The organism is Shewanella sp. SNU WT4 (assembly GCF_006494715.1).
Taxonomy (GTDB): Bacteria; Pseudomonadota; Gammaproteobacteria; order Enterobacterales; family Shewanellaceae; genus Shewanella.
The window spans coordinates 804084-824460 of sequence record NZ_CP041151.1 but is presented as its reverse complement, the minus strand read 5'-3'; the positions used below and the strand labels follow the sequence as shown (position 1 = coordinate 824460).

The following is a 20377-nucleotide window of genomic DNA, read 5'->3' as shown; positions in this document are numbered from 1 at the left end:
TTTAGTTCACTTGAACGCGCTTACCAAATTTTGACTCTTTGCTCAGGCGCTAAATACATCTTATCGCCCTCTTTAACATCAAACGCCTGATAAAATTCAGCAATGTTTTTTGGCGTGCCCATGGCGCGATAATGACTAGGGGAATGAACATCGGTTAATAAGCGTCGTCCCATTTCTTCATCGCGATAATTGCGGCGCCACACTTGTGACCAACCCACAAATAAGCGCTGCTCACCGCTTAAACCATCAAGCACAGGCGATGGCTTACCATTAAGACTCATTTGATAAGCGCGCATGGCCACAGTTAAGCCACCTAGATCGCCAATATTCTCGCCTAAGGTCATTTCGCCATTAACGAATTTGCCTGGCAGCGCTTCATACTGACTGTACTGCTCTGCCAGTTGCTTAGCGCGCGCGGTAAACTCTTGCTTATCTTGCTCTGTCCACCAGTTGCGTAGGTTGCCATTGCCATCGTACTTAGAGCCTTGGTCATCAAAACCATGGCTGATTTCATGGCCAATCACAGCGCCGATGCCGCCATAGTTAACCGCATCATCGGCTGCCATGTTAAAGAACGGCGGTTGCAAAATCGCGGCAGGAAACACGATTTCATTCATCACAGGGTTAAAATAGGCGTTCACCGTTTGCGGCGTCATATGCCACTCAGTGCGATCGATGGGCTTACCTAACTTAGCTATCATCTGCGCGTATTCAAACTGGCTATAACGCTCATAGTTACCAACCAGATCGTCGGCCGCCAAGCTTAATTCACTGTAATCGCGCCACTTATCTGGATAACCAATTTTGTAAGTAAATTTAGATAACTTGTCCTGCGCTTCCAACTTAGTGGCAGCGCTCATCCATTCAAGCTCATTAATGCTGACTTCAAAGGCCTTAATCAGGTTTTGGATCATCACCTCCATGCGTGCTTTAGCTTCTGGCTTGAAGTTAGCTTTAACGTACTCTTCCCCGATCATTTCACCAATCACGCCATCGGCCGCATCCACCGCCTTCTTCCAGCGCGGCTTTTGCGCTTCTATGCCTTGCAAGGTTTGACCGTGAAAGCCAAAGTGCAAATCCACAAACTGGCCACTCAGCAGCTCAGCGTAATTATCCACTAAATGGAAAGCTAAATAGTCTTGCCACATGCGTAGCGGCAGAGTTTTAAACTTCTTACCTAAGGCCTCAAAATAAGACGGCTGCGACACGATAATATCCGCGGTTTTACCTTCTAGCCCAACGGCCTGATTAAAAGCGCTGACATCAAAACTACCAAGTAAGGTTTGCAGCTTTTCCATACTCATCTTGTTGTAACGCTTGTTGGCATCGCGTGATTCAGTGCGGCTCCATTGATGCTCAGCAATAAAGTTTTCAATCACGGCCACACTTTGCGCGGCGCGCTCAGGCGCGCTATAACCCGCCTCAGTCATCACTTCAGTCACGTATTTAGCTAAGGCTTCGCGGCTCGCTACAAACTTAGGTTCATTTTTTAAATAGTAATCTCTATCAGGCAAAGTAAGCCCAGACTGACCTAAATAGACGGCATATTCGCTGGAATTTTTAGCATCATTATTGACATAAAAGCCCATAGGAATGCTGGCGCCATTGATCAGCAACTTGCCCATAACGGCGGCGAGTTCATCATGGGTTTTAGCCTTAGCAATATCACTTAACAGCGGCTGAATAGGGCTAGCACCTAACTCATCAAGTAGCTGAGTATTCATGTAGCTGTTATAAAAATCGCCAATCTTTTGCTGATTAGTGCCAGCCTTTGCCCCTTTATTGGCGGCCGCTTGCTCGATAATCAGCCTGAGAGCTTGCTGGCTTTCATCATACAGCACAGAGAAAGCGCCATAGTTAGATTGATCGGCAGGAATTGGGGTGTTAGCTAACCACAAGCCATTGACTGAATAATAGAAGTCATCTTGATGGCGCACGGCAGGGTCAAAATTCTTGGTTTCTATGCCAGAAACCGCTGGGATAGTTGGCGCTTGGCTAGTCGCAGACTTGTCACTATGGCTGCATGCGGCGAGCCCTAAGGTTAATGCTATCCCTAAGGCTAAGGAGCTTACTTTATTCATTATTATTCCTTGGCTTAAACTTCAATGTGTCAACAATTTAGCTTATTACGCTGCGTGTGACTAGCGAGTGCTGAATTTGTAAACGACTATTGCGACCTCAATCATGGCTGTGTTTAAGGTCGTTATTAAGCTCGCCATTGATAAACTTAGAAGTTTTTACCCACGAAAATATATAAGGAGCGCTGCCCAGTATCTGTCACGCCAAACCCAAGTGCTGCTGGGCCGAGCGCGGTATCTGTGCCTAAATAAAGGCTGCTGCCATAGATTAAATCATTAAAACTGACGGCATCTCGTTGTACCCATACATTACCGGCCTCAGCGCTTAAGCCCAAATACAAGGGGAAAGCATCCATCCCCAGCATATCGCGACCTAAATCATACTGATAAATCATGGCGCCAAATAACTTATGCGGCCCGATTAACGCATCTCTATGATAACCAGAGAGATTTAAAAATCCTCCAAGCTCAGACAATTGCAGCGTGTAAACGCCTTCACTATCCACAGTTGCTGCCGCAAACTTACCCACAAAAGCATGATTACCGACACTTAAGGCGCCTTTCCAATCAAACTCAACTTGCAGCGAATTTCCATGGGATTGATTCCCTATGAGATCAAGCTTCTCTTTACGCCAATACACATTAAGATTAACGCGATTGCCTGAAGTCGGAAAACTTATGCTATCTAAGGTGTCATAGCCGAGCAGCACATAAGCGCCATAACTATTGAAATCTAATTGATTTTCAAAATACATCTCTTGCGATAAATCACCCGCATCACCGGTAAATCCAAACTCAATCCTCCCGGGAGTACTGAAGTTATACCCAAGGCCTAAGTCGATTCGATAGGTGTTTTTAGTCAGTGCCAGCAGCAAGCGATTAGCATCAAACAAATCTAAATTTTCAATTTGATACTGAGCGCGGGCTCTTGCGTAAAACAAACGATCATTATCAAGGGGCTGATAAAACTCAGTAGCAAATAGCTTTTCAGAACCAAATTGCAGCTCGTTGCGCCAACTGCCGCCAAGCTCATTAAGGCCTGTCATTTGATAGGCAAAATCAAAACTAAAGGCCGATTCCAATGTAAAGTCATCTTCCCAGTTAAGCCCTAACTGAAAATAATCTGGCCCCCAGGACTTAGACTTAGTAGTTACTACTAACACCCGACCTTGCGGGGTATCTAAAAACTCAGCATCAACCCGCTCAAATAAATCGAGGGAGTAAATTCGATTAATACCGGCATCTAACTCATCTTTATTAACCAGAGCGCCCGCGCCTATGCCTAAGGAATCATAAATAATGGCATCGCTCACATTGGATTGATTATTAAGCTTTACGGCTATCAGCGGCGCTTTCAGTTCATCAACCCACTGTTCTCGCACCACTGCTTTATGATTGGTATAAGCTTGCCAACTGGCATCATCAAGGCTCAGTGTTTGCAGCTTATCTATCTGCGCCATGGCAGCATTTATGCCTAAAGGCAAGACTTGGGGCATGATAGTAAAATCTGTGGTACTCATATCGCCAACATCGGGGCGAATAAGAATATCTTTATCTGTCAGTAGTAACTTTTGCTTTTCAGTGCTGGCGTTAGTCAAGATGGTCGATAACTGATTTAACACTGAAATAGTGCCTGTGAGCTGCTCTTTAGTCATCAAGGATGAACCGATATCAACGGCTATCACTATATCGGCGCCCATGGCTTTGACCACATCCACCGGCATGTTGTTGGCAATACCGCCATCCACCAGCAGCATGCCATCAAGTTCAACCGGCAACAAAGCGCCAGGCACAGTGGCCGACGCTTGCATGGCTGTCACTATATTGCCTGAGCCCAGCACATAAGCTTCACTGGTGATGAGATTGGTTGTGACCGCTCGATAAGGAATGGATAAATCATCAAAACTATCAAAATTCTGCACTAGGCCTGCGGCATCTTGCAGCAGTAACGCCATGGTTTGGCCATTGAGTAAACCGCGGGGAGATTTCATGCGGCCATCACTGTAGCCTAAGTCGAGTGGGATATTATATTCATCGCGCTGCTGCTTATCGCGATAACTTAAATCTTGGCGAGCGATAGTGTCTGAATAGCCTGCCGCCCAGTCGGTATTAAGCATAATGGCTTCGATTTCCATCACGCTATAGCCTAAGGCATACATGCCACCAACAAAGGCGCCGATACTGGTGCCGGCCACATAATCTACCGGGATTTTATTGGCTTCGAGTACTTTAAGCACGCCAATGTGCGCCGCCCCTTTGGCGCCGCCACCACTGAGCACTAACCCCACAGTCGGCCGCTTGCCATCATCAGCCAGCGCCATAAAGGGCAACGTCAGACTGCACCAAAGTAAAAGGGTTCGCACCATCACCAAGCTCCATAGCGACACAGATGTCATATTGGCAATGATTCTAGCAAGAAGCGCAAGGCAACACATTGAATTAGTGTTTATTGTTGTAAATTTGCTTGAAATTTTAACAACAAAAAAGCGCCACTAGGGCGCTTTTAGTTTTAAGCCTTAAGGCTTATTTTCTCTTTTTTGCCTTTGGGTTTGGCAAATCAGTGATAGAACCTTCGTACACTTCGGCGCACAGACCAACAGATTCATGTAAGGTTGGGTGAGCATGGATGGTTAATGCTAAATCTTCAGCATCACAACCCATTTCAATGGCTAAGCCAATTTCACCTAACAACTCACCGCCGTTAACACCAACAATGGCGCCACCAATAATGCGATGGGTATCTTTATCAAAAATCAGCTTAGTCATACCGTCGCTCGCATCAGATGCGATAGCGCGGCCACTGGCAGCCCATGGGAAAGTCGATACTTCGTATGACAAGCCTTGTGCTTTAGCTTCTTTCTCAGTTACACCTACCCAAGCGACTTCTGGGTCAGTATAAGCAATCGATGGGATTACTTTAGGGTCGAAGAAATGCTTCAGACCAGAAATTACTTCAGCAGCCACATGGCCTTCATGCACACCTTTGTGAGCCAACATAGGTTGACCAACGATGTCACCGATAGCAAAAATGTGCGGCACGTTAGTGCGCATTTGCTTATCAACATTGATGAAACCACGCTCATCAACATTCACGCCAGCTTTTTCAGCGGCAATCAGCTTACCATTTGGCGTACGACCAATAGCCACTAATACGGCATCATAACGTACTGGCTCTAATGGACCGGTTTTGCTTTCCATGCTGACATAAATGCCATCAGTGCGAGCTTCAACCGCAGTCACTTTAGTTTCCAGCATCAGATTAAACTTCTGCTTAATCTTCTTGGTAAAGATACGGATGATATCTTTATCAGCAGCAGGGATCACTTGGTCGAACATTTCAACCACGTCGATTTCACTGCCTAAGCTTGCGTATACTGTGCCCATTTCTAGACCAATAATACCGCCGCCCATTACCAACATTTTCTTAGGAACTTCTTTCAGTTCTAAGGCGTCGGTTGAATCCCAAATACGTGGGTCTTCATGAGGAATGAAAGGTAATTCGATTGGACGCGAACCCGCAGCGATAATAGCGTTATCGAAATTGATGCGAGTTACGCCTGCAGCGCCAGTCACTTCAATCGTGTTAGGGCCAACAAATTGACCAACACCATTAACCACATTCACTTTACGCATCTTGGACATGCCGCCCAATCCGCCAGTCAATTGGCCAACTACGCCAGCTTTATAAGCGCGCAGTTTTTCGATATCGATTTGTGGCTCACCGAAAGTGACACCGTGAGAAGCCATTACTTTCGCTTCTTCAATCACTTTAGCTACGTGCAATAAGGCTTTAGATGGGATACAACCCACGTTCAAGCACACGCCACCTAAAGTATTAAAGCGTTCAACGATCACTGTCTCTAAACCAAGATCGGCGGCGCGAAATGCTGCTGAATAGCCGGCAGGGCCGGAGCCTAATACCACTACCTGAGTTTTAATTTCGTTACTCATGTCTTCCTCTATATTTCTTATCAGTGCTAGCGATACTATCGCTTCCAGATTAAGAGCCGGCTATTGAACACCGAAGTCCTTGTAGTTTGGCCGATTCTAACCTGTGTTTAGCTCAGATAACAATCACTGACTTAAAAGCTATATAAAAAGGCTGCTGCTAAGCAGCAGCCTTAACTTTTATAAAACCAGGGTACGAATATCTGATAAACAGTTATTCAAGAAGGTAATAAAGCGTGCACCTTCAGCGCCATCGATCACGCGGTGATCGTAAGACAGTGACAGTGGCAGCATTAAGCGTGGAGCAAATTCTTTACCATTCCAAACTGGCTTAATTTCAGACTTAGATACGCCCAAAATACCCACTTCAGGAGCGTTAACAATCGGCGTAAATGCCGTACCGCCAATGCCGCCTAAGCTTGAAATAGTGAAACAACCGCCTTGCATGTCGGCAGCAGTCAGCTTACCGTCACGGGCTTTCTTAGACACAACCATCAGCTCTTCAGATAACTGGTGAATGCCTTTCTTGTTCACGTCTTTGAACACAGGTACCACTAAGCCATTTGGCGTATCAACGGCAATACCAATGTTGACATATTTTTTCAGAATTAAGCTCGCGCCATCATCAGACAGTGACGAGTTAAAGGTTGGGTGAGCTTCCAGCGCCTTAGCAACCGCTTTCATGATGAACACCAGTGGGGTGATCTTCATGCCAGAATTCTTCTTCGCTTCAGCGGCATTTTGCGCCTTACGGAAGTCTTCCAGTTCAGTAATATCAGCGTTATCCCACTGAGTAACATGAGGGATTTTAACCCAGTTACGGTGCAGGTTAGCGCCAGAAATCTTCTGGATGCGTGACAGTGCTTTAATTTCAGTTTCACCAAACTTGCTGAAATCAACCTTTGGCCAAGGCAGCAGATCCAGTTCACCACCTGTGGCCGCTTTAGCGCTCACTTGGCCAGATTCAACCAGCTTGATAGCAGCCTTGATATAAGCCTGTACGTCTTCACGAACAATGCGATTCTTGCGACCAGAACCTTTAACGTTAGCTAAGTTAACACCTAACTCACGGGCCATACGGCGGATGACTGGTGATGCATGTGCATAAGCGGCGTTATTAACGAACTCACCGCTAGCAACAGCAGCTTGCGCTACAGGTGCAACAGCTTGCACAGGCACGGCTGGTGCTGCAACAGGAGCTGCCACTTGAGCAGGAGCTGCAGGCGCGGCGCCAGCTACGCTAAAGCTCATGATCAGTGAACCAGTAGAGACTTTATCGCCCAGGGCAATCTTAATCGCGGTCACAGTACCAGCGAAAGGAGCAGGAACTTCCATAGAAGCCTTGTCACCTTCAACGCTAATCAGTGACTGGTCAGCAGCAACAGTGTCGCCTACTTTAACCATGATTTCAGTCACTTCAACTTCATCACCACCTATGTCTGGCACCATCACATCTTGAACCGATGGCGCTGCAGCAGCGACAGGAGCCGCTACGGCTGCAGGAGCTGCCACTGGAGCGCTACCTGCAACTTCAAACATCATGATTAAGCTGCCAGTTGAGACCTTGTCACCAACAACAACTTTCAGTTCTTTCAGTACACCGCCAAATGGCGCTGGTACTTCCATTGAGGCTTTATCGCCTTCAACACTGATGATGGCTTGGTCTGCAGCAACTGTGTCGCCTACTTTAACCAAGACTTCAGTCACTTCAACTTCATCGCCGCCAATATCTGGCACGTTAACCGCTTGCAGTGCAGTGCTCACTGCTGCCGCAGGAGCGGCAACAGCGGCTGGAGCTGGCGCAGCAACAGGCTGGGCGCCCGCTTCTGTGTCAAATTCCATGATTAATGAACCGGTAGTCACTTTGTCGCCAATCGCAATCTTAATAGATTTAACGATACCGCCAGTAGAGGCCGGAACTTCCATCGATGCTTTATCGCCTTCGACAGAGATAAGAGACTGCTCAGCTTCCACTTTGTCGCCAACGCTGACCAAAATCTCGGTCACTTCAACTTCGTCAGCACCAATGTCTGGGACATGAATTTGGATTGTCATTTTATCTTGCCTCTTACGCGTACAGCGGATTGATCTTATCAGCGTCGATGTTGAACTTAGCAATAGCTTCAGTCACAACCGACTTCTTAATATCGCCACGCTTTGCCAATTCAGACAAGGCAGCAACTACGACATAGCTTGCATTCACTTCGAAGTGACGACGCAGGTTTTCACGGCTATCTGAACGACCGAAACCGTCAGTACCTAATACCTTGTAAGATACAGAAGGCATAAAGGCGCGCACTTGCTCAGCGTAGTTCTTCATGTAATCGGTGGCCGCAATCGCTGGCTCTTTACCAATCACTTGGCTGATGTAAGCTTGCTTCTCTTCAGCTTCTGGGTGCAGCATGTTGTAACGCTCAGCGTCTTGTCCATCACGAGTCAACTCGTTGAATGAAGTCACAGAGAATACGTCAGAGGCTACGCCATACTCTTCACTCAAAATGGCCGCGGCTTTACGCACTTCGTTCATGATGGTGCCTGAGCTTAACAGTTGCACCTTATGCTCACCGGCATAAGATTCTAACTTGTAGATACCCTTACGAATGCCATCTTCAGCGCCTTCTGGCATGGCTGGCATGGCGTAGTTTTCGTTCATCAGCGTCAGGTAGTAGAACACGTTTTCTTGATCGCCATACATGCGACGGATACCGTCTTGCATGATTACCGCTAACTCGTAAGCAAACGTTGGGTCATAAGAAATACAGTTAGGAATAGTGTTCGCCTGAATATGGCTGTGACCATCTTCGTGCTGTAAACCTTCACCGTTTAAGGTAGTACGGCCAGCAGTAGCGCCTAATAAGAAGCCACGAGCTTGCTGATCACCAGCCATCCACGCCATGTCGCCAATACGTTGGAAACCGAACATAGAGTAGTAGATGTAGAACGGGATCATTGGCAAGTCGTTGGTGCTGTAAGATGTTGCAGCAGCTACCCAAGATGACATTGCACCCAGTTCGTTAATACCTTCTTGCAATACTTGGCCTGAAGTCGCTTCTTTATAGTAAGACACTATGCTGCGATCTTCTGGGGTGTATTCCTGGCCATGTGGGTTATAAATCCCGATTTGGCGGAACAGACCTTCCATACCAAAGGTACGGGCTTCGTCGGCAATAATTGGGACTATGTTCTTACCAATGTTTTTGTTCTTCAGCAGTACGTTTAATGCACGTACAAACGCCATAGTGGTAGAGATGTCACGCTTTTGCTCTTCGAGCAACGGCTTGAATTCTTCAACTTCTGGCACAATTAATTCTTCAGTGAAGTTAGGTAAACGCTGTGGCGTATAACCATGCAGCGCCTGACGACGGCTGTGCAGATAGTTATATTCAGCAGAACCTTCTTCTAACTGTAAATACGGCAGTTCAGCGACTTTTTCATCACTCAGCAGATCTTCAAGACCTAAACGGTCACGCAGATGCAGAACATGAGTCATGTCCATCTTCTTCACGCCGTGAGCAATGTTCTTGCCTTCAGCCGCGTCGCCCATGCCATAACCTTTAACGGTTTTAGCCAGAATAACAGTTGGCTTACCTTTGGTTTCTTTAGCATTAACGAAAGCAGCGTATAACTTAGATGATTCATGACCACCACGCTTAAGCGCGAAAATTTGGTCATCAGTCATATCAGCAACTAATGCAGCCGTTTCTGGGTACTTACCAAAGAAGTGCTCACGAACATAAGCGCCATCTTTTGACTTAAAGGTCTGGTAATCACCGTCAACAGTTTCATTCATTAACTGCAGTAACTTACCAGTAGTGTCTTTAGCTAATAAAGAATCCCAGTTGTTACCCCAGATAACCTTAACTACGTTCCAACCCGCGCCGCGGAACAGACCTTCCAATTCTTGGATGATGCTGCCGTTACCCATAACTGGGCCATCAAGACGCTGCAGGTTACAGTTAACTAAGAAACACAGGTTATCAAGCTTTTCGCGAGCTGCGAAAGAGATAGCACCGCGTGATTCTGGCTCATCCATCTCACCGTCGCCTAAGAAGGCGTATACGCGTTGAGCAGACGTGTCTTTCAGACCGCGACCATTTAAGTATTTCAGGAAACGTGCCTGATAAATGGCTGACATTGGGCCAAGACCCATAGATACAGTCGGGAACTGCCAGAATTCTGGTAACAGCTTAGGATGCGGGTAAGAAGGCAAGCCTTTACCATCAACTTCTTGACGGAAGTTATCTAACTGAGCAGCAGTTAAACGACCTTCAAGGAAAGCGCGCGAGTAGATACCAGGTGCGATATGGCCTTGATAATAAACTAAATCGCCACCATCAACTTCGTTAGGAGCACGGAAGAAATGGTTAAAGCACACTTCGTAGAAAGCAGCTGATGACTGGTAAGACGCCATGTGGCCACCGAGGTCTAAGTCTTTCTTAGACGCACGTAGCACGATCATGATGGCATTCCAGCGAATGATTGAACGTATGCGGCGCTCAAGGGTAGTGTCGCCAGGATATGCTGGCTCCTGGTTCGTAGGAATAGTATTGATATAGTTGGTATTAATACCAGTCGCCATATCAACGCCATCTAAACGAGCCTTATCAAGTACTTGCTCAAGTAAGAATTGAGCACGCTCAACACCTTCTTCGCGTACAACTGATTCGAGAGCCGACAACCACTCAGTGGTTTCCTGTGGATCTAAGTCTTGTAGCATATGTGCAGACATGTCGCTGTCCTTCCCTATACAAAATAAAATTGAATATTCGGATGCGCTTGGCAAGTCATTACTGCCAAACACCTTTAAAGGGCATCGTTCCGGCTGCGTTATTCAGCGCTGGATTACGATTATTCGCCACGTTTTAATCGGCGCAGACTACGCTGCAACCGGCTGTCTTCATCCCTGACGGCTAACATGACTTCTTCGATATAACTTAAATGTTCATTCGAAGCTTCGCGCGCGCCCTCAGGGTCGCGGCGAACAATCGCGGCCAAAAGCGCGCGCCTGTGATCATTAGCCATAGTGGAAGCATCTTCTCGACGGCTCAGAAGCTCCAAATTCTCTGCCACATTGTTATGCAGCACAGGGGTTAAACTTAATACTAGATGTAACATAGCCACATTGTGAGAGGCCTCGGCAATGGCGCGATAAAAACGCACTATTGCATGGGATTGCGCCTCGATGCCTTTAGCTGTTTCAACTTCAAGGATCATCTTTTTAATGTGCTGCATGTCAGCATCAGTGCCGCGCAGTGCGGCAAAATAGGCCATCATGCCTTCAGTAGCATGACGAAATTCGAGTAAGTCATACTGACTTTCTCTATCATTTTGCATCAGTTCAACGATAGGATCGGCAAGGCTTTGCCAGAGCTGTTCTTTAACGTAAGTGCCACCACCTTGACGGCGCAGCAGCAATCCTTTGGCTTCCAGCTTTTGAATCGCTTCTCTTAATGAAGGACGAGAAACTTCAAATTGAATTGCCAGTTCGCGCTCTGCCGGTAGTTTTTGACCCGGTTGCAAACTGCCTTCCAAGATCATGCGTTCAAGATGTTGCATAATCACATCGGAAATTTTCGGCTGGTTTATTTTACTATAAGCCATCATTGGCCCTCAGCTCTGTTGTCAATTGGTCTTACCAATTTAAATGAGTGAGCGCACTTTATCAAATCACACATATCCTGTCCACAAAGTGATTCAGATCAATTGCAGTTTATTTTTGTGAGCGCGCCCCAAAAAGACATAAACAAAATAACGAAATCAATGCTGACTTGATTCAAATCAATGCTTGCACAAAAATAGACTAAAAACAGGCGCTTGGTGCATAGCATTTATCCAACCAAATAAATTCCCTTTAATAATCAGCCTTAAAATCTAGCATTTATGCCTAAGTTCGCACAGTTTTGTTAGCCTATTATCCAAATTGGCATGCGCACTAAGTGACTCACTAGCACCTAGTGCCATCCCAAATCGTTCAATAACCCACCAAAAATGCTAATTACGCCCCATTTTTTGGCTGGGATTTATTCTGCTGCAAAAATCCGATTGCCTTAATCGATCTAACGCACAGTTTTTAGAATATCAGCAATCTGGCAAAAAAAAACCGCAGCATTTACGCTACGGTTTATTCATTAAGTGATTGTTATTAAGCCAGATATCTAGTTAACCACCCCAAAAATCGTTAGCAAAGATAACACCACTACTAACAAGATAAAGTTGCGTTTACTCAACGCGAGCATAGCTAAGGTAGGTTCGAGCTCTAAACAACTGGCATCTTGATGATGACTTTCCGTTGTTTGTTCATCATCTTCCACCTCATTAAACGCTAACACTTGCGCTGCCATGGCAGTTTCAGCCACTAACTGCCGCGCACTGACTTTAGGGTTGATCGCTAACTGGCGCCATACACTAAAGCCGCGATTAAATTCACCGCACAAAGAGAAGCCAAAAGAAAACAGGCGGCTAGGCAACCAATCCAGCACAAATAACAATTGCGCCACTAAAGGTAAATTAAGCTGGCGTCGGCGGCGCTGCTCGTCATAAAAACGTACAGTGCAATAAAACACTGCGCCCACAGGCCCTAAGAAAATAAAGAATAAAGCAATGGCGCCATAAAAACGGTAATTGATCCAAGCAACGCTCTGCCCCACCTTTAAGCCGAGATCGCGACTATTAATGGCATCTAAGCATTCGCTGCAATCTAACTGGCCCGCATAGTGATAACAAGCTTGTATATCGCCGCGGCAAGCCGCTTGAATATAACGCTTAAATATTTGGCGTTGATCTAAATGGCTAAAACATAAAATCGCCACCAGCACCCACAAGGTTAATGAGAGCGCGCCCCAAAACATGCCTTGCACGGCATAGAGCAGCAAAGCCACAGTCACACTTGGCAGCACTAAGGCTAATGCCAACAGCCCTAGATTGCGGACTTGTTTATCGCCAAACAAGGACAAATGATACCGATTAAGTAACCTGTCTAATTGCAGCGATAAAGGCAGCACCTTGAAACGCTCGACCAAGATAGCAACCAAAAAAGAAAACAGAGCCATGATATATCCTTGAATTATTGTGTCATGAGCTTAAGCAACACTAGGCTCAAGCTCGCAAAGCATCCATTAGCCCATAGTATCACTATCTTGACGCTTGCAAGCCTTGTCGGTAGCCAATCCAATCAAAACTGGCACCTGGATCATGTTTACGCCCTGGCGCAATATCGCTATGCCCACAAATTCTATCCACAGTTATTTTTGGATAAGCCACTGTTATGTCATTAGTTAATTTAATTAGTTGTCGATATTGCGCCGCGGTATAAGCAGTTTCCCCTGTGCCTTCAAGCTCAATACCTATGGCAAAATCGTTACAATTGTCACGGCCATCGAAACAAGACACACCCGCATGCCAAGCTCTGTCATCGCAGCTCACGTATTGAATAAGCTCACCATCACGGCGAATAAAAAAATGGGCTGACACTTCAAGGCCGTTTAGCTCAGCAAAGCTTGGGTGGGCCTTGCAATCTAAGGCTCCCATAAATAAGTCATCGACAAAGTGACCACTAAATTCCCCTGCGGGCAGGCTAATGTGATGAATGACTAATAAGCTCACTTCACTTAAATTCACCTGCCCTAAGCTCACGTCACCTTGCGGGCGCGCATTAAAAAACGGCGACGCCCGTTTACTGGCCGCTAAATACCAACCGTCTTGCCAAAGTAACCCAAGAGTTGCTGCATTTTTTTTGTGATTAATCATTAAGGCTGACTCCAATGACCTTAGCGGCTATGACTAGCCTGTTCTGCGCATTAAGTGCCACACACTGCGTCTATAGTAAAACAAATATGACTAGATATGTTTAAGAAGATGCAGCAGTAAATCAACCATGGCGAACGCATTAAATGCTTAAGTTTGGCCACCCGCAATCTAGCTCACACTTTGGCATTTATGCTACTCTCTAGCCAATTTCGAGTTGTTACTAGGATCCTGAACATGTTGGAAAATGATATTCGCCTTAGCGTTAAACAGGCGCTCGATGAAGATTTAGGCTTAGCCGCTCATCTTGGCAGCGATAACCCACTGGATCACGATATTACCGCCCAATTAATCCCTGCTGACAAGTACGCCGAAGCCACTTTAATTACCCGTGAAGATGGCGTGTTTTGCGGCAAAGCGTGGGCCGAGCAAGTGTTTAATCAACTGGGCGGCGATGTTGCCTTGCACTGGCATGTGGATGATGGTGATTTAGTTATCGCCAACCAAGTGCTATGCGAATTCAGTGGTCCAGCCCGCGCGATTTTAACCGGCGAGCGCACCGCCATGAACTTTATTCAAACCTTAAGCGGCGTTGCTAGCTTAACTAAGCGGTATGTCGATAAGCTAAGCGGCACCCACACTCGCTTACTTGATACCCGTAAAACCATACCTGGGCTTAGAACCGCGCAAAAATATGCAGTGACCTGCGGCGGCGGTAAAAACCATAGAATCGGTTTATTTGATGCTTTCCTTATTAAAGAGAACCACATCATGGCATGCGGTGGTATTGCCGCGGCGATTAAAGCGGCGCGCGCAGTCGATGCCACTAAGCCTGTGGAAGTGGAAGTGGAAAACTTAGATGAGCTCACGCAAGCCCTAAATGGCGGCGCCGATATTATCATGCTCGATAATTTTGAAGTGAGCCAAATGCTTGATGCTGTGGCTATCAATCAAGGCTTTATCGCCCAAGGGCAACACACTAAGCTTGAAGTGTCAGGCAATGTCACCTTAGATACCATCACAGCTTATGCCAATACTGGGGTGGATTTTATCTCGGTCGGTGCGCTCACTAAGCATGTGCGCGCCCTTGACTTATCACTGCGCCTAAAAAGCTAAGCTCTAGCTGAAACTGAGTTCAATCTAAAACTAAGCTCTATTTAAAAGCCAAGCCAAATAAACGCCAGAGCAAGAAAATTAGCTAAATTAACTCGTCAGTTACCTGTTAACTGGCGAGATCATTTATAAAGTAACTCACCTTCACCCATCTTTGCCCTGCCAAAAATTCAATCCACTCGCTTTACGGGAACTTCCGCCCAAACTCAAAAAAAACTCACATTTTCGCGTCAGTCAATAGTTTGACTGCGTCAATCTTATTGTCGTTACTTGTCTTGCCGCCAAAGGGTTGGCGTAAATTTGACCGCTTAAGTAAATTTTTAAAGAGATACATCAATTTAGCGCAAAATTAACAAAACAAACGATTCCATTTGCGCCACAATTATACTAACGTATTACATGTAAGCCTTAATGCTATTAACAATCACCAAAGTTAATAACAGATAGAGCAAGCCTAGTGATTGCAGCTAAGCTTATTCTGTTTGAGTTCAGCAAGAATGCAGATGGAACTGACTAAAACAACAAGGTTTGGACACGCATAACCGCGAATTTAGCTAACTAGCTAAATCAGCAATGTGCGCTGAATGTAATACAAGCCCCTCACTCTACGCAATTATGCCAACAGCTACATTGCCCCGAGTGCTAGTCCCCTATCTTCAGCCTTGCGCGCTCGCGCACTCTTTAAGTTTTACAGTAAATTAATCTAATAAAAATAGGATAACTCAATGGTCACTTATCTATGATTCATGACCATTTTTGAGGGAAGCCAGCAAAGGCGCAACCCACAAGGACATCAGGGCAACACCCTGCACTTTTATTAATGGAGTCACACATGAAAGCGATTAACAAAACCAAGGGTTTTACCCTGATTGAACTGATGATAGTAGTAGCCATTATCGGTATTCTGGCCGCCATCGCGCTGCCCGCGTATAAAGACTATGTCACAAGTGCGGAAGGTAGTGCAGCAATGAAAGGCATTACCGCTTACGCCCAAAAAATCCAAGCTTGTCACCAAACAGCTATTGGCTGCGAAGGCATTAAAGCTGAAGTTGAAAAAAATAAAAAATTTAAAGCTCTAACGGCTGAACTTAAAAAAGATACTTCGATGGAATTGGTGTGGACTGAATCGAAATGCGTCTTAAAAGCTGAGTTTGATGGTGCAGGTGGGGTAACCTTTACCATGACGGGTGCAGCCGCTGATCTCGAATTATGTAAAAAAGGCGCAGGCTTATCAGCAGCAGCAGCAGCAGGCTAACCAGAAGCATAATCTATGTCTACCACTAGCCTACATTTAGGGTTATCGACCCTCTTCATTAAACAAGGGCTGCTCACCACTGAGCAGCTAAATGCAGCTATTGGTCAGTCAAAAAGCCGCCGCCAGAGCTTAGTTGCGACTCTGGTGGCGGATAATATTATCTCCGCTAAAACCATTTCTGAGCTTTGCTATCAAGAATACGGCACGCCGCTGCTTGATTTAGCCGAGTTTGATTTAAGCTTAATTCCAGAAAAATTTCTTAATAAAAAACTGATTGAAAAGCACCGCTGCCTGCCGCTGTTTGAGCGCGGTAAACGCCTGTATATCGCCACCTCTGATCCCACTAATTTTAATGCCCTCGAAGACTTTCAATTTAGTGCCGGCCTGCACGCAGAACCCATATTAGTAGAAGAAGATAAGCTCGCTAAAGCCCTTGAAAAGGTGCTTGAAGATGATTTATCTAGCCTAGATTTTGGCAATATGGATGAGTCGGCCTTGGCCGATATGGAAGTGCAAGATACCAGTAACAACCTTGATGATATTAAAGATGAGGCCGATGAAGCGCCTATCGTCATGTATATCAATAAGATTCTGACCGATGCCATTCGAAAAGGGGCGTCCGATTTACATTTTGAGCCTTATGAAAAACGCTACCGCGTGCGCTTTCGTATTGATGGTATCTTGCATCAAGTATCAGAACCGCCGATTAACTTAAGCAATCGAATATCGGCGCGCTTAAAGGTCATGGCCAAACTTGATATTGCTGAGCGCCGAGTGCCACAAGATGGCCGCATTAAAATGAAATTATCGCGCACCAAAAGCATAGATTTTCGAGTATCTAGCCTCCCAACCCTGTGGGGGGAAAAAATCGTAATGCGTATTTTAGACTCATCTTCTGCGCAGCTTGGTATTGAAAAACTCGGTTATGAGCCCGAGCAACAAGCCTTGTATATGGAGATGCTAGCCAAACCTCAGGGCATGATTTTAGTCACAGGCCCCACGGGCTCAGGCAAAACCGTATCCCTTTATACTGGCCTTAATATTCTTAATACCACAGAGCGCAATATTTCTACCGCCGAAGATCCGGTAGAAATAAACTTAGAAGGCGTCAATCAAGTTCACATTAATTTAAAGGCGGGGCTAACCTTTGCGTCCGCCTTGCGCTCATTCTTGCGTCAAGACCCAGATGTGGTGATGGTGGGTGAAATCCGTGACTTAGAAACCGCTGAAATTGCCATTAAAGCGGCGCAAACCGGTCACTTAGTATTAAGCACCTTACATACCAACTCGGCTTCCGAAACCTTAACCCGCTTAATCAATATGGGCGTGCCGGGTTACAACATAGCAAGTTCTGTCAATTTAATTATTGCCCAGCGCTTAGCCCGTAGGCTCTGCCCCCATTGCCGCGAGCCAGAAGATGTACCCCAACATGAATTGCTGCGTTTAGGCTTTAGTGAAGAGCAAATTGGCCACGGTTTTACCCTCTATAAGCCAGTGGGCTGCGATGCTTGCGCTGGCGGTTACAAAGGCCGAGTAGGTATTTATGAAACCCTAAAGATGAGTGATGAAATATCCCGCATCATTATGGAGGGTGGTAATTCCCTACAAATCAATGATGTTGCCAAGCAGCAAGGCATGAATGATTTGCGCCAATCTGGATTATTAAAAGTGATTCAAGGCATGACCAGCTTGGCAGAAATTAACCGCGTCACTAGTTTTTAAGTACGCTTAAGCTTTTTAAGCAGTGTTATTCAACATTCAAGTATTTCCAAGAGGTTCGAATGGCTAGCTCACTTGCCAAAAGCAAAAAATCCAGCGACAAAGCCGTTAAAGCTCAACCTAAGGTATTTACCTTTGCTTGGAAAGGCATAAATCGCGACGGTAAACGCACCAGCGGTGAGCTCAAGGGCACAAGTAACGCTGAAGTTAAAGCCATACTTAAGACACAAGGTATTACCACTAAATCTATTAACAAAAAGTCGGCACCATTATTTAAAAGTGAGAAGAAAATAACGGCCATGGATATCGCTATGGTCACTCGTCAAATCGCAACCATGTTAGCCGCTGGCGTGCCGATTGTGACTACCTTAGAACTATTAGGGCGCGGCCATGAAAAAGCTAAAATGCGCGAATTATTGGCCAATATCATTAACGACCTAAAAACCGGTATTCCACTTTCTGACTCGATTCGCCCTTATCGCCAGTATTTTGATGAACTCTATGTCGACTTAGTGGCAGCAGGCGAGCATTCCGGCGCCCTTGAGCAAGTGTTTGACCGCATTGCCCTTTATAAAGAAAAGGCCGAAGCCTTAAAGTCTAAAATTAAAAAAGCCATGTTTTACCCTGCCGCTGTGGTAGTAGTGGCAATTGGCGTAACCACCTTATTATTGCTAATGGTAGTGCCGCAATTTCAAGAAATCTTTAATGGCTTTGGCGCCGAACTGCCCGCCTTTACCCAGTTTATTATTGCCATTTCTGAAGCGCTGCAAGCCTCGTGGCATTACTTTGCCGGCGGCATTATTATTGGCATCTGGTTATTTAAACGCGCCCACCATAACTCACAATTATTTCGCGATCGCGTCGATGAAATGGTACTCAAAATCCCCGCCATAGGTGATATTTTGCATAAAGCGGCGATGGCACGCTTTGCCCGCACCTTAGCTACCACGTTTGCCGCGGGCGTACCATTAATTGATGGCCTAGAAAGTGCTGCCGGCGCCTCTGGCAATGCCGTATACCGCCAGGCTTTACTAAAGGTCCGCCAAGAAGTGATGGCCGGCATGCAAATGAACGTTGCCATGCAAACCACTAAATTATTCCCTGACATGCTGATCCAAATGGTGATGATAGGTGAAGAGTCGGGATCCCTTGATAACATGCTCAACAAGGTCGCCAATATCTATGAGATGCAGGTGGATGACGCCGTTGATGGCTTATCAAGCTTAATTGAACCTATCATGATGGTAGTAATTGGTACCTTAGTCGGCGGCCTGATAGTAGGCATGTACTTACCTATTTTTGAAATGGGTAATGTGGTTAGCTAAGAGTGGTTGGCGACTAATGGTTGGCTACGTTAAGCCCCAATTAAGCCTATTATCAGGCTTAAGTATGTTAGCGTATCAACTAGCGCATTCATTAGCCCATAAATTTGCGTTCCAAGCCTGCAAAATCGCGGTAACATAGCTTAATAGCCAAAAGAATAAACCATTAATGATTAAGCCCTTTATCACTAAGGGCTTAGTTGTTTTTAAGTCCTTAATCCAGACGCCCGCAACTACTGGGCTTACAGCCAAAGAATAACTTTATGACCGAATTTATCGCCTTAATGGACTCCCAACCTTGGCTGTTTTATAGCCTAAGTTTTATCTTTGCCGCCACCATAGGCAGTTTTCTTAATGTGGTTATCCATCGCCTGCCGATTATGATGAAGCGCGAATGGCAGCAAGAATGCCATGATTATCTTGAGCATAACGAGAATATTAAGCTAGACCCTAAGCAGCTCAAACCTATCTTAAGCGCCTTAAGAGCGCCACAAGATGGCTACCCCGCTAAATACAATTTAATCGTGCCAGGTTCGGCCTGCCCCAAGTGTCACACTGCCATTAAGCCTTGGCAAAATATCCCTGTGCTTGGCTGGTTGTTATTAAAAGGCAGGTGCGGCCATTGCAGCACGCCAATTTCTAGTCGCTACCCGTTAGTGGAAGCCTTAACCGGATTACTAGTGACTGTGCTCGCTTGGCATTTTGGCGCCACCAGCGCTTTTGCTTGGGCAAGCTTATTAACCTTTGGCTTGGTTGCCATGACTTGGATAGATTTTGATGAGATGCTACTGCCTGATCAACTCACGCTGCCACTATTGTGGTTAGGGCTGCTACTTAATCTTAATGGTCTTTATACCGATATTTACTCAGCCGTGATTGGCGCCATGGCAGGGTATTTAAGTTTATGGTCAGTATTTTGGGGCTTTAAATTACTCACAGGCAAAGAAGGCATGGGCTACGGTGATTTTAAGCTAATGGCGCTGTTTGGCGCTTGGCTTGGTTGGCAAATGCTGCCATTAATTATCTTATTATCATCGGTTTTAGGCGCCGTTATTGGCATAGGTTTAATGCTAAGTAAACGCATGGAGCAAGGTAGCCCTATGCCGTTTGGCCCTTATATTGCACTCGCAGGTTGGATAGCCCTACTGTTTGGTGAGTCTATTACTCAGTGGTATTTAGCAAGCTTAGCGTAGAGGATT

13 protein-coding genes are annotated in these 20377 nt (G+C 45.8%); 5 read left to right on the top strand and 8 right to left on the bottom strand.

Annotation, left to right across the window (positions count from 1 at the left end; translation table 11 throughout):
• Positions 1-20: 20 nt before the first annotated feature.
• From FJQ87_RS03690 to ampD, 8 genes are all read right to left on the bottom strand, one after another.
• Entirely contained in the window at positions 21-2081 is a 2061-nt protein-coding gene (locus FJQ87_RS03690; protein ID WP_140930644.1) for a M13-type metalloendopeptidase, read from the bottom strand.
• A gap of 146 nt (positions 2082-2227) precedes the next feature.
• On the bottom strand, positions 2228-4399 hold the full coding sequence (locus tag FJQ87_RS03685) for a patatin-like phospholipase family protein (protein WP_240778895.1): 2172 nt from the start codon (positions 4397-4399) through the stop codon (positions 2228-2230).
• Positions 4400-4601: 202 nt separating this feature from the next.
• On the bottom strand, positions 4602-6029 hold the full coding sequence (gene lpdA / locus FJQ87_RS03680) for a dihydrolipoyl dehydrogenase (RefSeq protein ID WP_140930640.1): 1428 nt from the start codon (positions 6027-6029) through the stop codon (positions 4602-4604).
• Between the two features lie 177 nt (positions 6030-6206).
• The gene (gene aceF / locus FJQ87_RS03675; RefSeq protein WP_140930638.1) at positions 6207-8081 is read right to left on the bottom strand and encodes a pyruvate dehydrogenase complex dihydrolipoyllysine-residue acetyltransferase; all 1875 of its coding nucleotides are present in this window, start codon (positions 8079-8081) and stop codon (positions 6207-6209) included.
• Positions 8082-8094: 13 nt separating this feature from the next.
• On the bottom strand, positions 8095-10755 hold the full coding sequence (gene aceE / locus FJQ87_RS03670) for a pyruvate dehydrogenase (acetyl-transferring), homodimeric type (RefSeq protein ID WP_140930636.1): 2661 nt from the start codon (positions 10753-10755) through the stop codon (positions 8095-8097).
• A gap of 119 nt (positions 10756-10874) precedes the next feature.
• Positions 10875-11627: a pyruvate dehydrogenase complex transcriptional repressor PdhR gene (gene pdhR / locus FJQ87_RS03665; RefSeq protein WP_140933974.1), complete on the bottom strand. Its 753-nt coding sequence runs from the start codon at positions 11625-11627 to the stop codon at positions 10875-10877.
• Between the two features lie 554 nt (positions 11628-12181).
• Positions 12182-13075, bottom strand: a complete 894-nt coding sequence (gene ampE, locus FJQ87_RS03660) for a beta-lactamase regulator AmpE (protein ID WP_140930635.1) — start codon at positions 13073-13075, stop codon at positions 12182-12184.
• 82 nt (positions 13076-13157) lie between these two features.
• A complete protein-coding gene (gene ampD / locus FJQ87_RS03655) occupies positions 13158-13772 on the bottom strand; it encodes a 1,6-anhydro-N-acetylmuramyl-L-alanine amidase AmpD (protein ID WP_140930633.1) in 615 nt (204 codons plus the stop codon).
• Between the two features lie 234 nt (positions 13773-14006).
• Between ampD and nadC the strand changes: the two genes are divergently transcribed.
• The 5 genes from nadC (at position 14007) to FJQ87_RS03630 (ending at position 20371) form a co-directional block, all read left to right on the top strand.
• Positions 14007-14885 carry a carboxylating nicotinate-nucleotide diphosphorylase gene (nadC, locus tag FJQ87_RS03650; RefSeq protein ID WP_140930631.1) on the top strand — a complete coding sequence of 293 codons (879 nt, stop codon included), beginning with the start codon at positions 14007-14009 and terminating at the stop codon, positions 14883-14885.
• A gap of 829 nt (positions 14886-15714) precedes the next feature.
• Entirely contained in the window at positions 15715-16137 is a 423-nt protein-coding gene (locus FJQ87_RS18910) for a prepilin-type N-terminal cleavage/methylation domain-containing protein (RefSeq protein WP_140930629.1), read from the top strand.
• A gap of 15 nt (positions 16138-16152) precedes the next feature.
• Positions 16153-17859: a type IV-A pilus assembly ATPase PilB gene (gene pilB / locus FJQ87_RS03640; protein WP_140930627.1), complete on the top strand. Its 1707-nt coding sequence runs from the start codon at positions 16153-16155 to the stop codon at positions 17857-17859.
• Positions 17860-17918: 59 nt separating this feature from the next.
• Positions 17919-19181: a type II secretion system F family protein gene (locus FJQ87_RS03635; protein ID WP_140930625.1), complete on the top strand. Its 1263-nt coding sequence runs from the start codon at positions 17919-17921 to the stop codon at positions 19179-19181.
• Positions 19182-19441: 260 nt separating this feature from the next.
• On the top strand, positions 19442-20371 hold the full coding sequence (locus tag FJQ87_RS03630) for an A24 family peptidase (RefSeq protein WP_140930623.1): 930 nt from the start codon (positions 19442-19444) through the stop codon (positions 20369-20371).
• The last annotated feature ends 6 nt before the right edge of the window (positions 20372-20377 follow it).

Coding starts and splice junctions, on each gene's coding strand:
- aceF (WP_140930638.1), bottom strand. CDS start 8,081: ATGACAATCCAAATTCATGTCCCAGACATTGGTGCTGACGAAGTTGAA.
- ampD (WP_140930633.1), bottom strand. CDS start 13,772: ATGATTAATCACAAAAAAAATGCAGCAACTCTTGGGTTACTTTGGCAA.
- pdhR (WP_140933974.1), bottom strand. CDS start 11,627: ATGGCTTATAGTAAAATAAACCAGCCGAAAATTTCCGATGTGATTATG.
- nadC (WP_140930631.1), top strand. CDS start 14,007: ATGTTGGAAAATGATATTCGCCTTAGCGTTAAACAGGCGCTCGATGAA.
- FJQ87_RS03630 (WP_140930623.1), top strand. CDS start 19,442: ATGACCGAATTTATCGCCTTAATGGACTCCCAACCTTGGCTGTTTTAT.
- aceE (WP_140930636.1), bottom strand. CDS start 10,755: ATGTCTGCACATATGCTACAAGACTTAGATCCACAGGAAACCACTGAG.
- FJQ87_RS03635 (WP_140930625.1), top strand. CDS start 17,919: ATGGCTAGCTCACTTGCCAAAAGCAAAAAATCCAGCGACAAAGCCGTT.
- FJQ87_RS03685 (WP_240778895.1), bottom strand. CDS start 4,399: ATGGCGCTGGCTGATGATGGCAAGCGGCCGACTGTGGGGTTAGTGCTC.
- pilB (WP_140930627.1), top strand. CDS start 16,153: ATGTCTACCACTAGCCTACATTTAGGGTTATCGACCCTCTTCATTAAA.
- ampE (WP_140930635.1), bottom strand. CDS start 13,075: ATGGCTCTGTTTTCTTTTTTGGTTGCTATCTTGGTCGAGCGTTTCAAG.
- FJQ87_RS18910 (WP_140930629.1), top strand. CDS start 15,715: ATGAAAGCGATTAACAAAACCAAGGGTTTTACCCTGATTGAACTGATG.
- FJQ87_RS03690 (WP_140930644.1), bottom strand. CDS start 2,081: ATGAATAAAGTAAGCTCCTTAGCCTTAGGGATAGCATTAACCTTAGGG.
- lpdA (WP_140930640.1), bottom strand. CDS start 6,029: ATGAGTAACGAAATTAAAACTCAGGTAGTGGTATTAGGCTCCGGCCCT.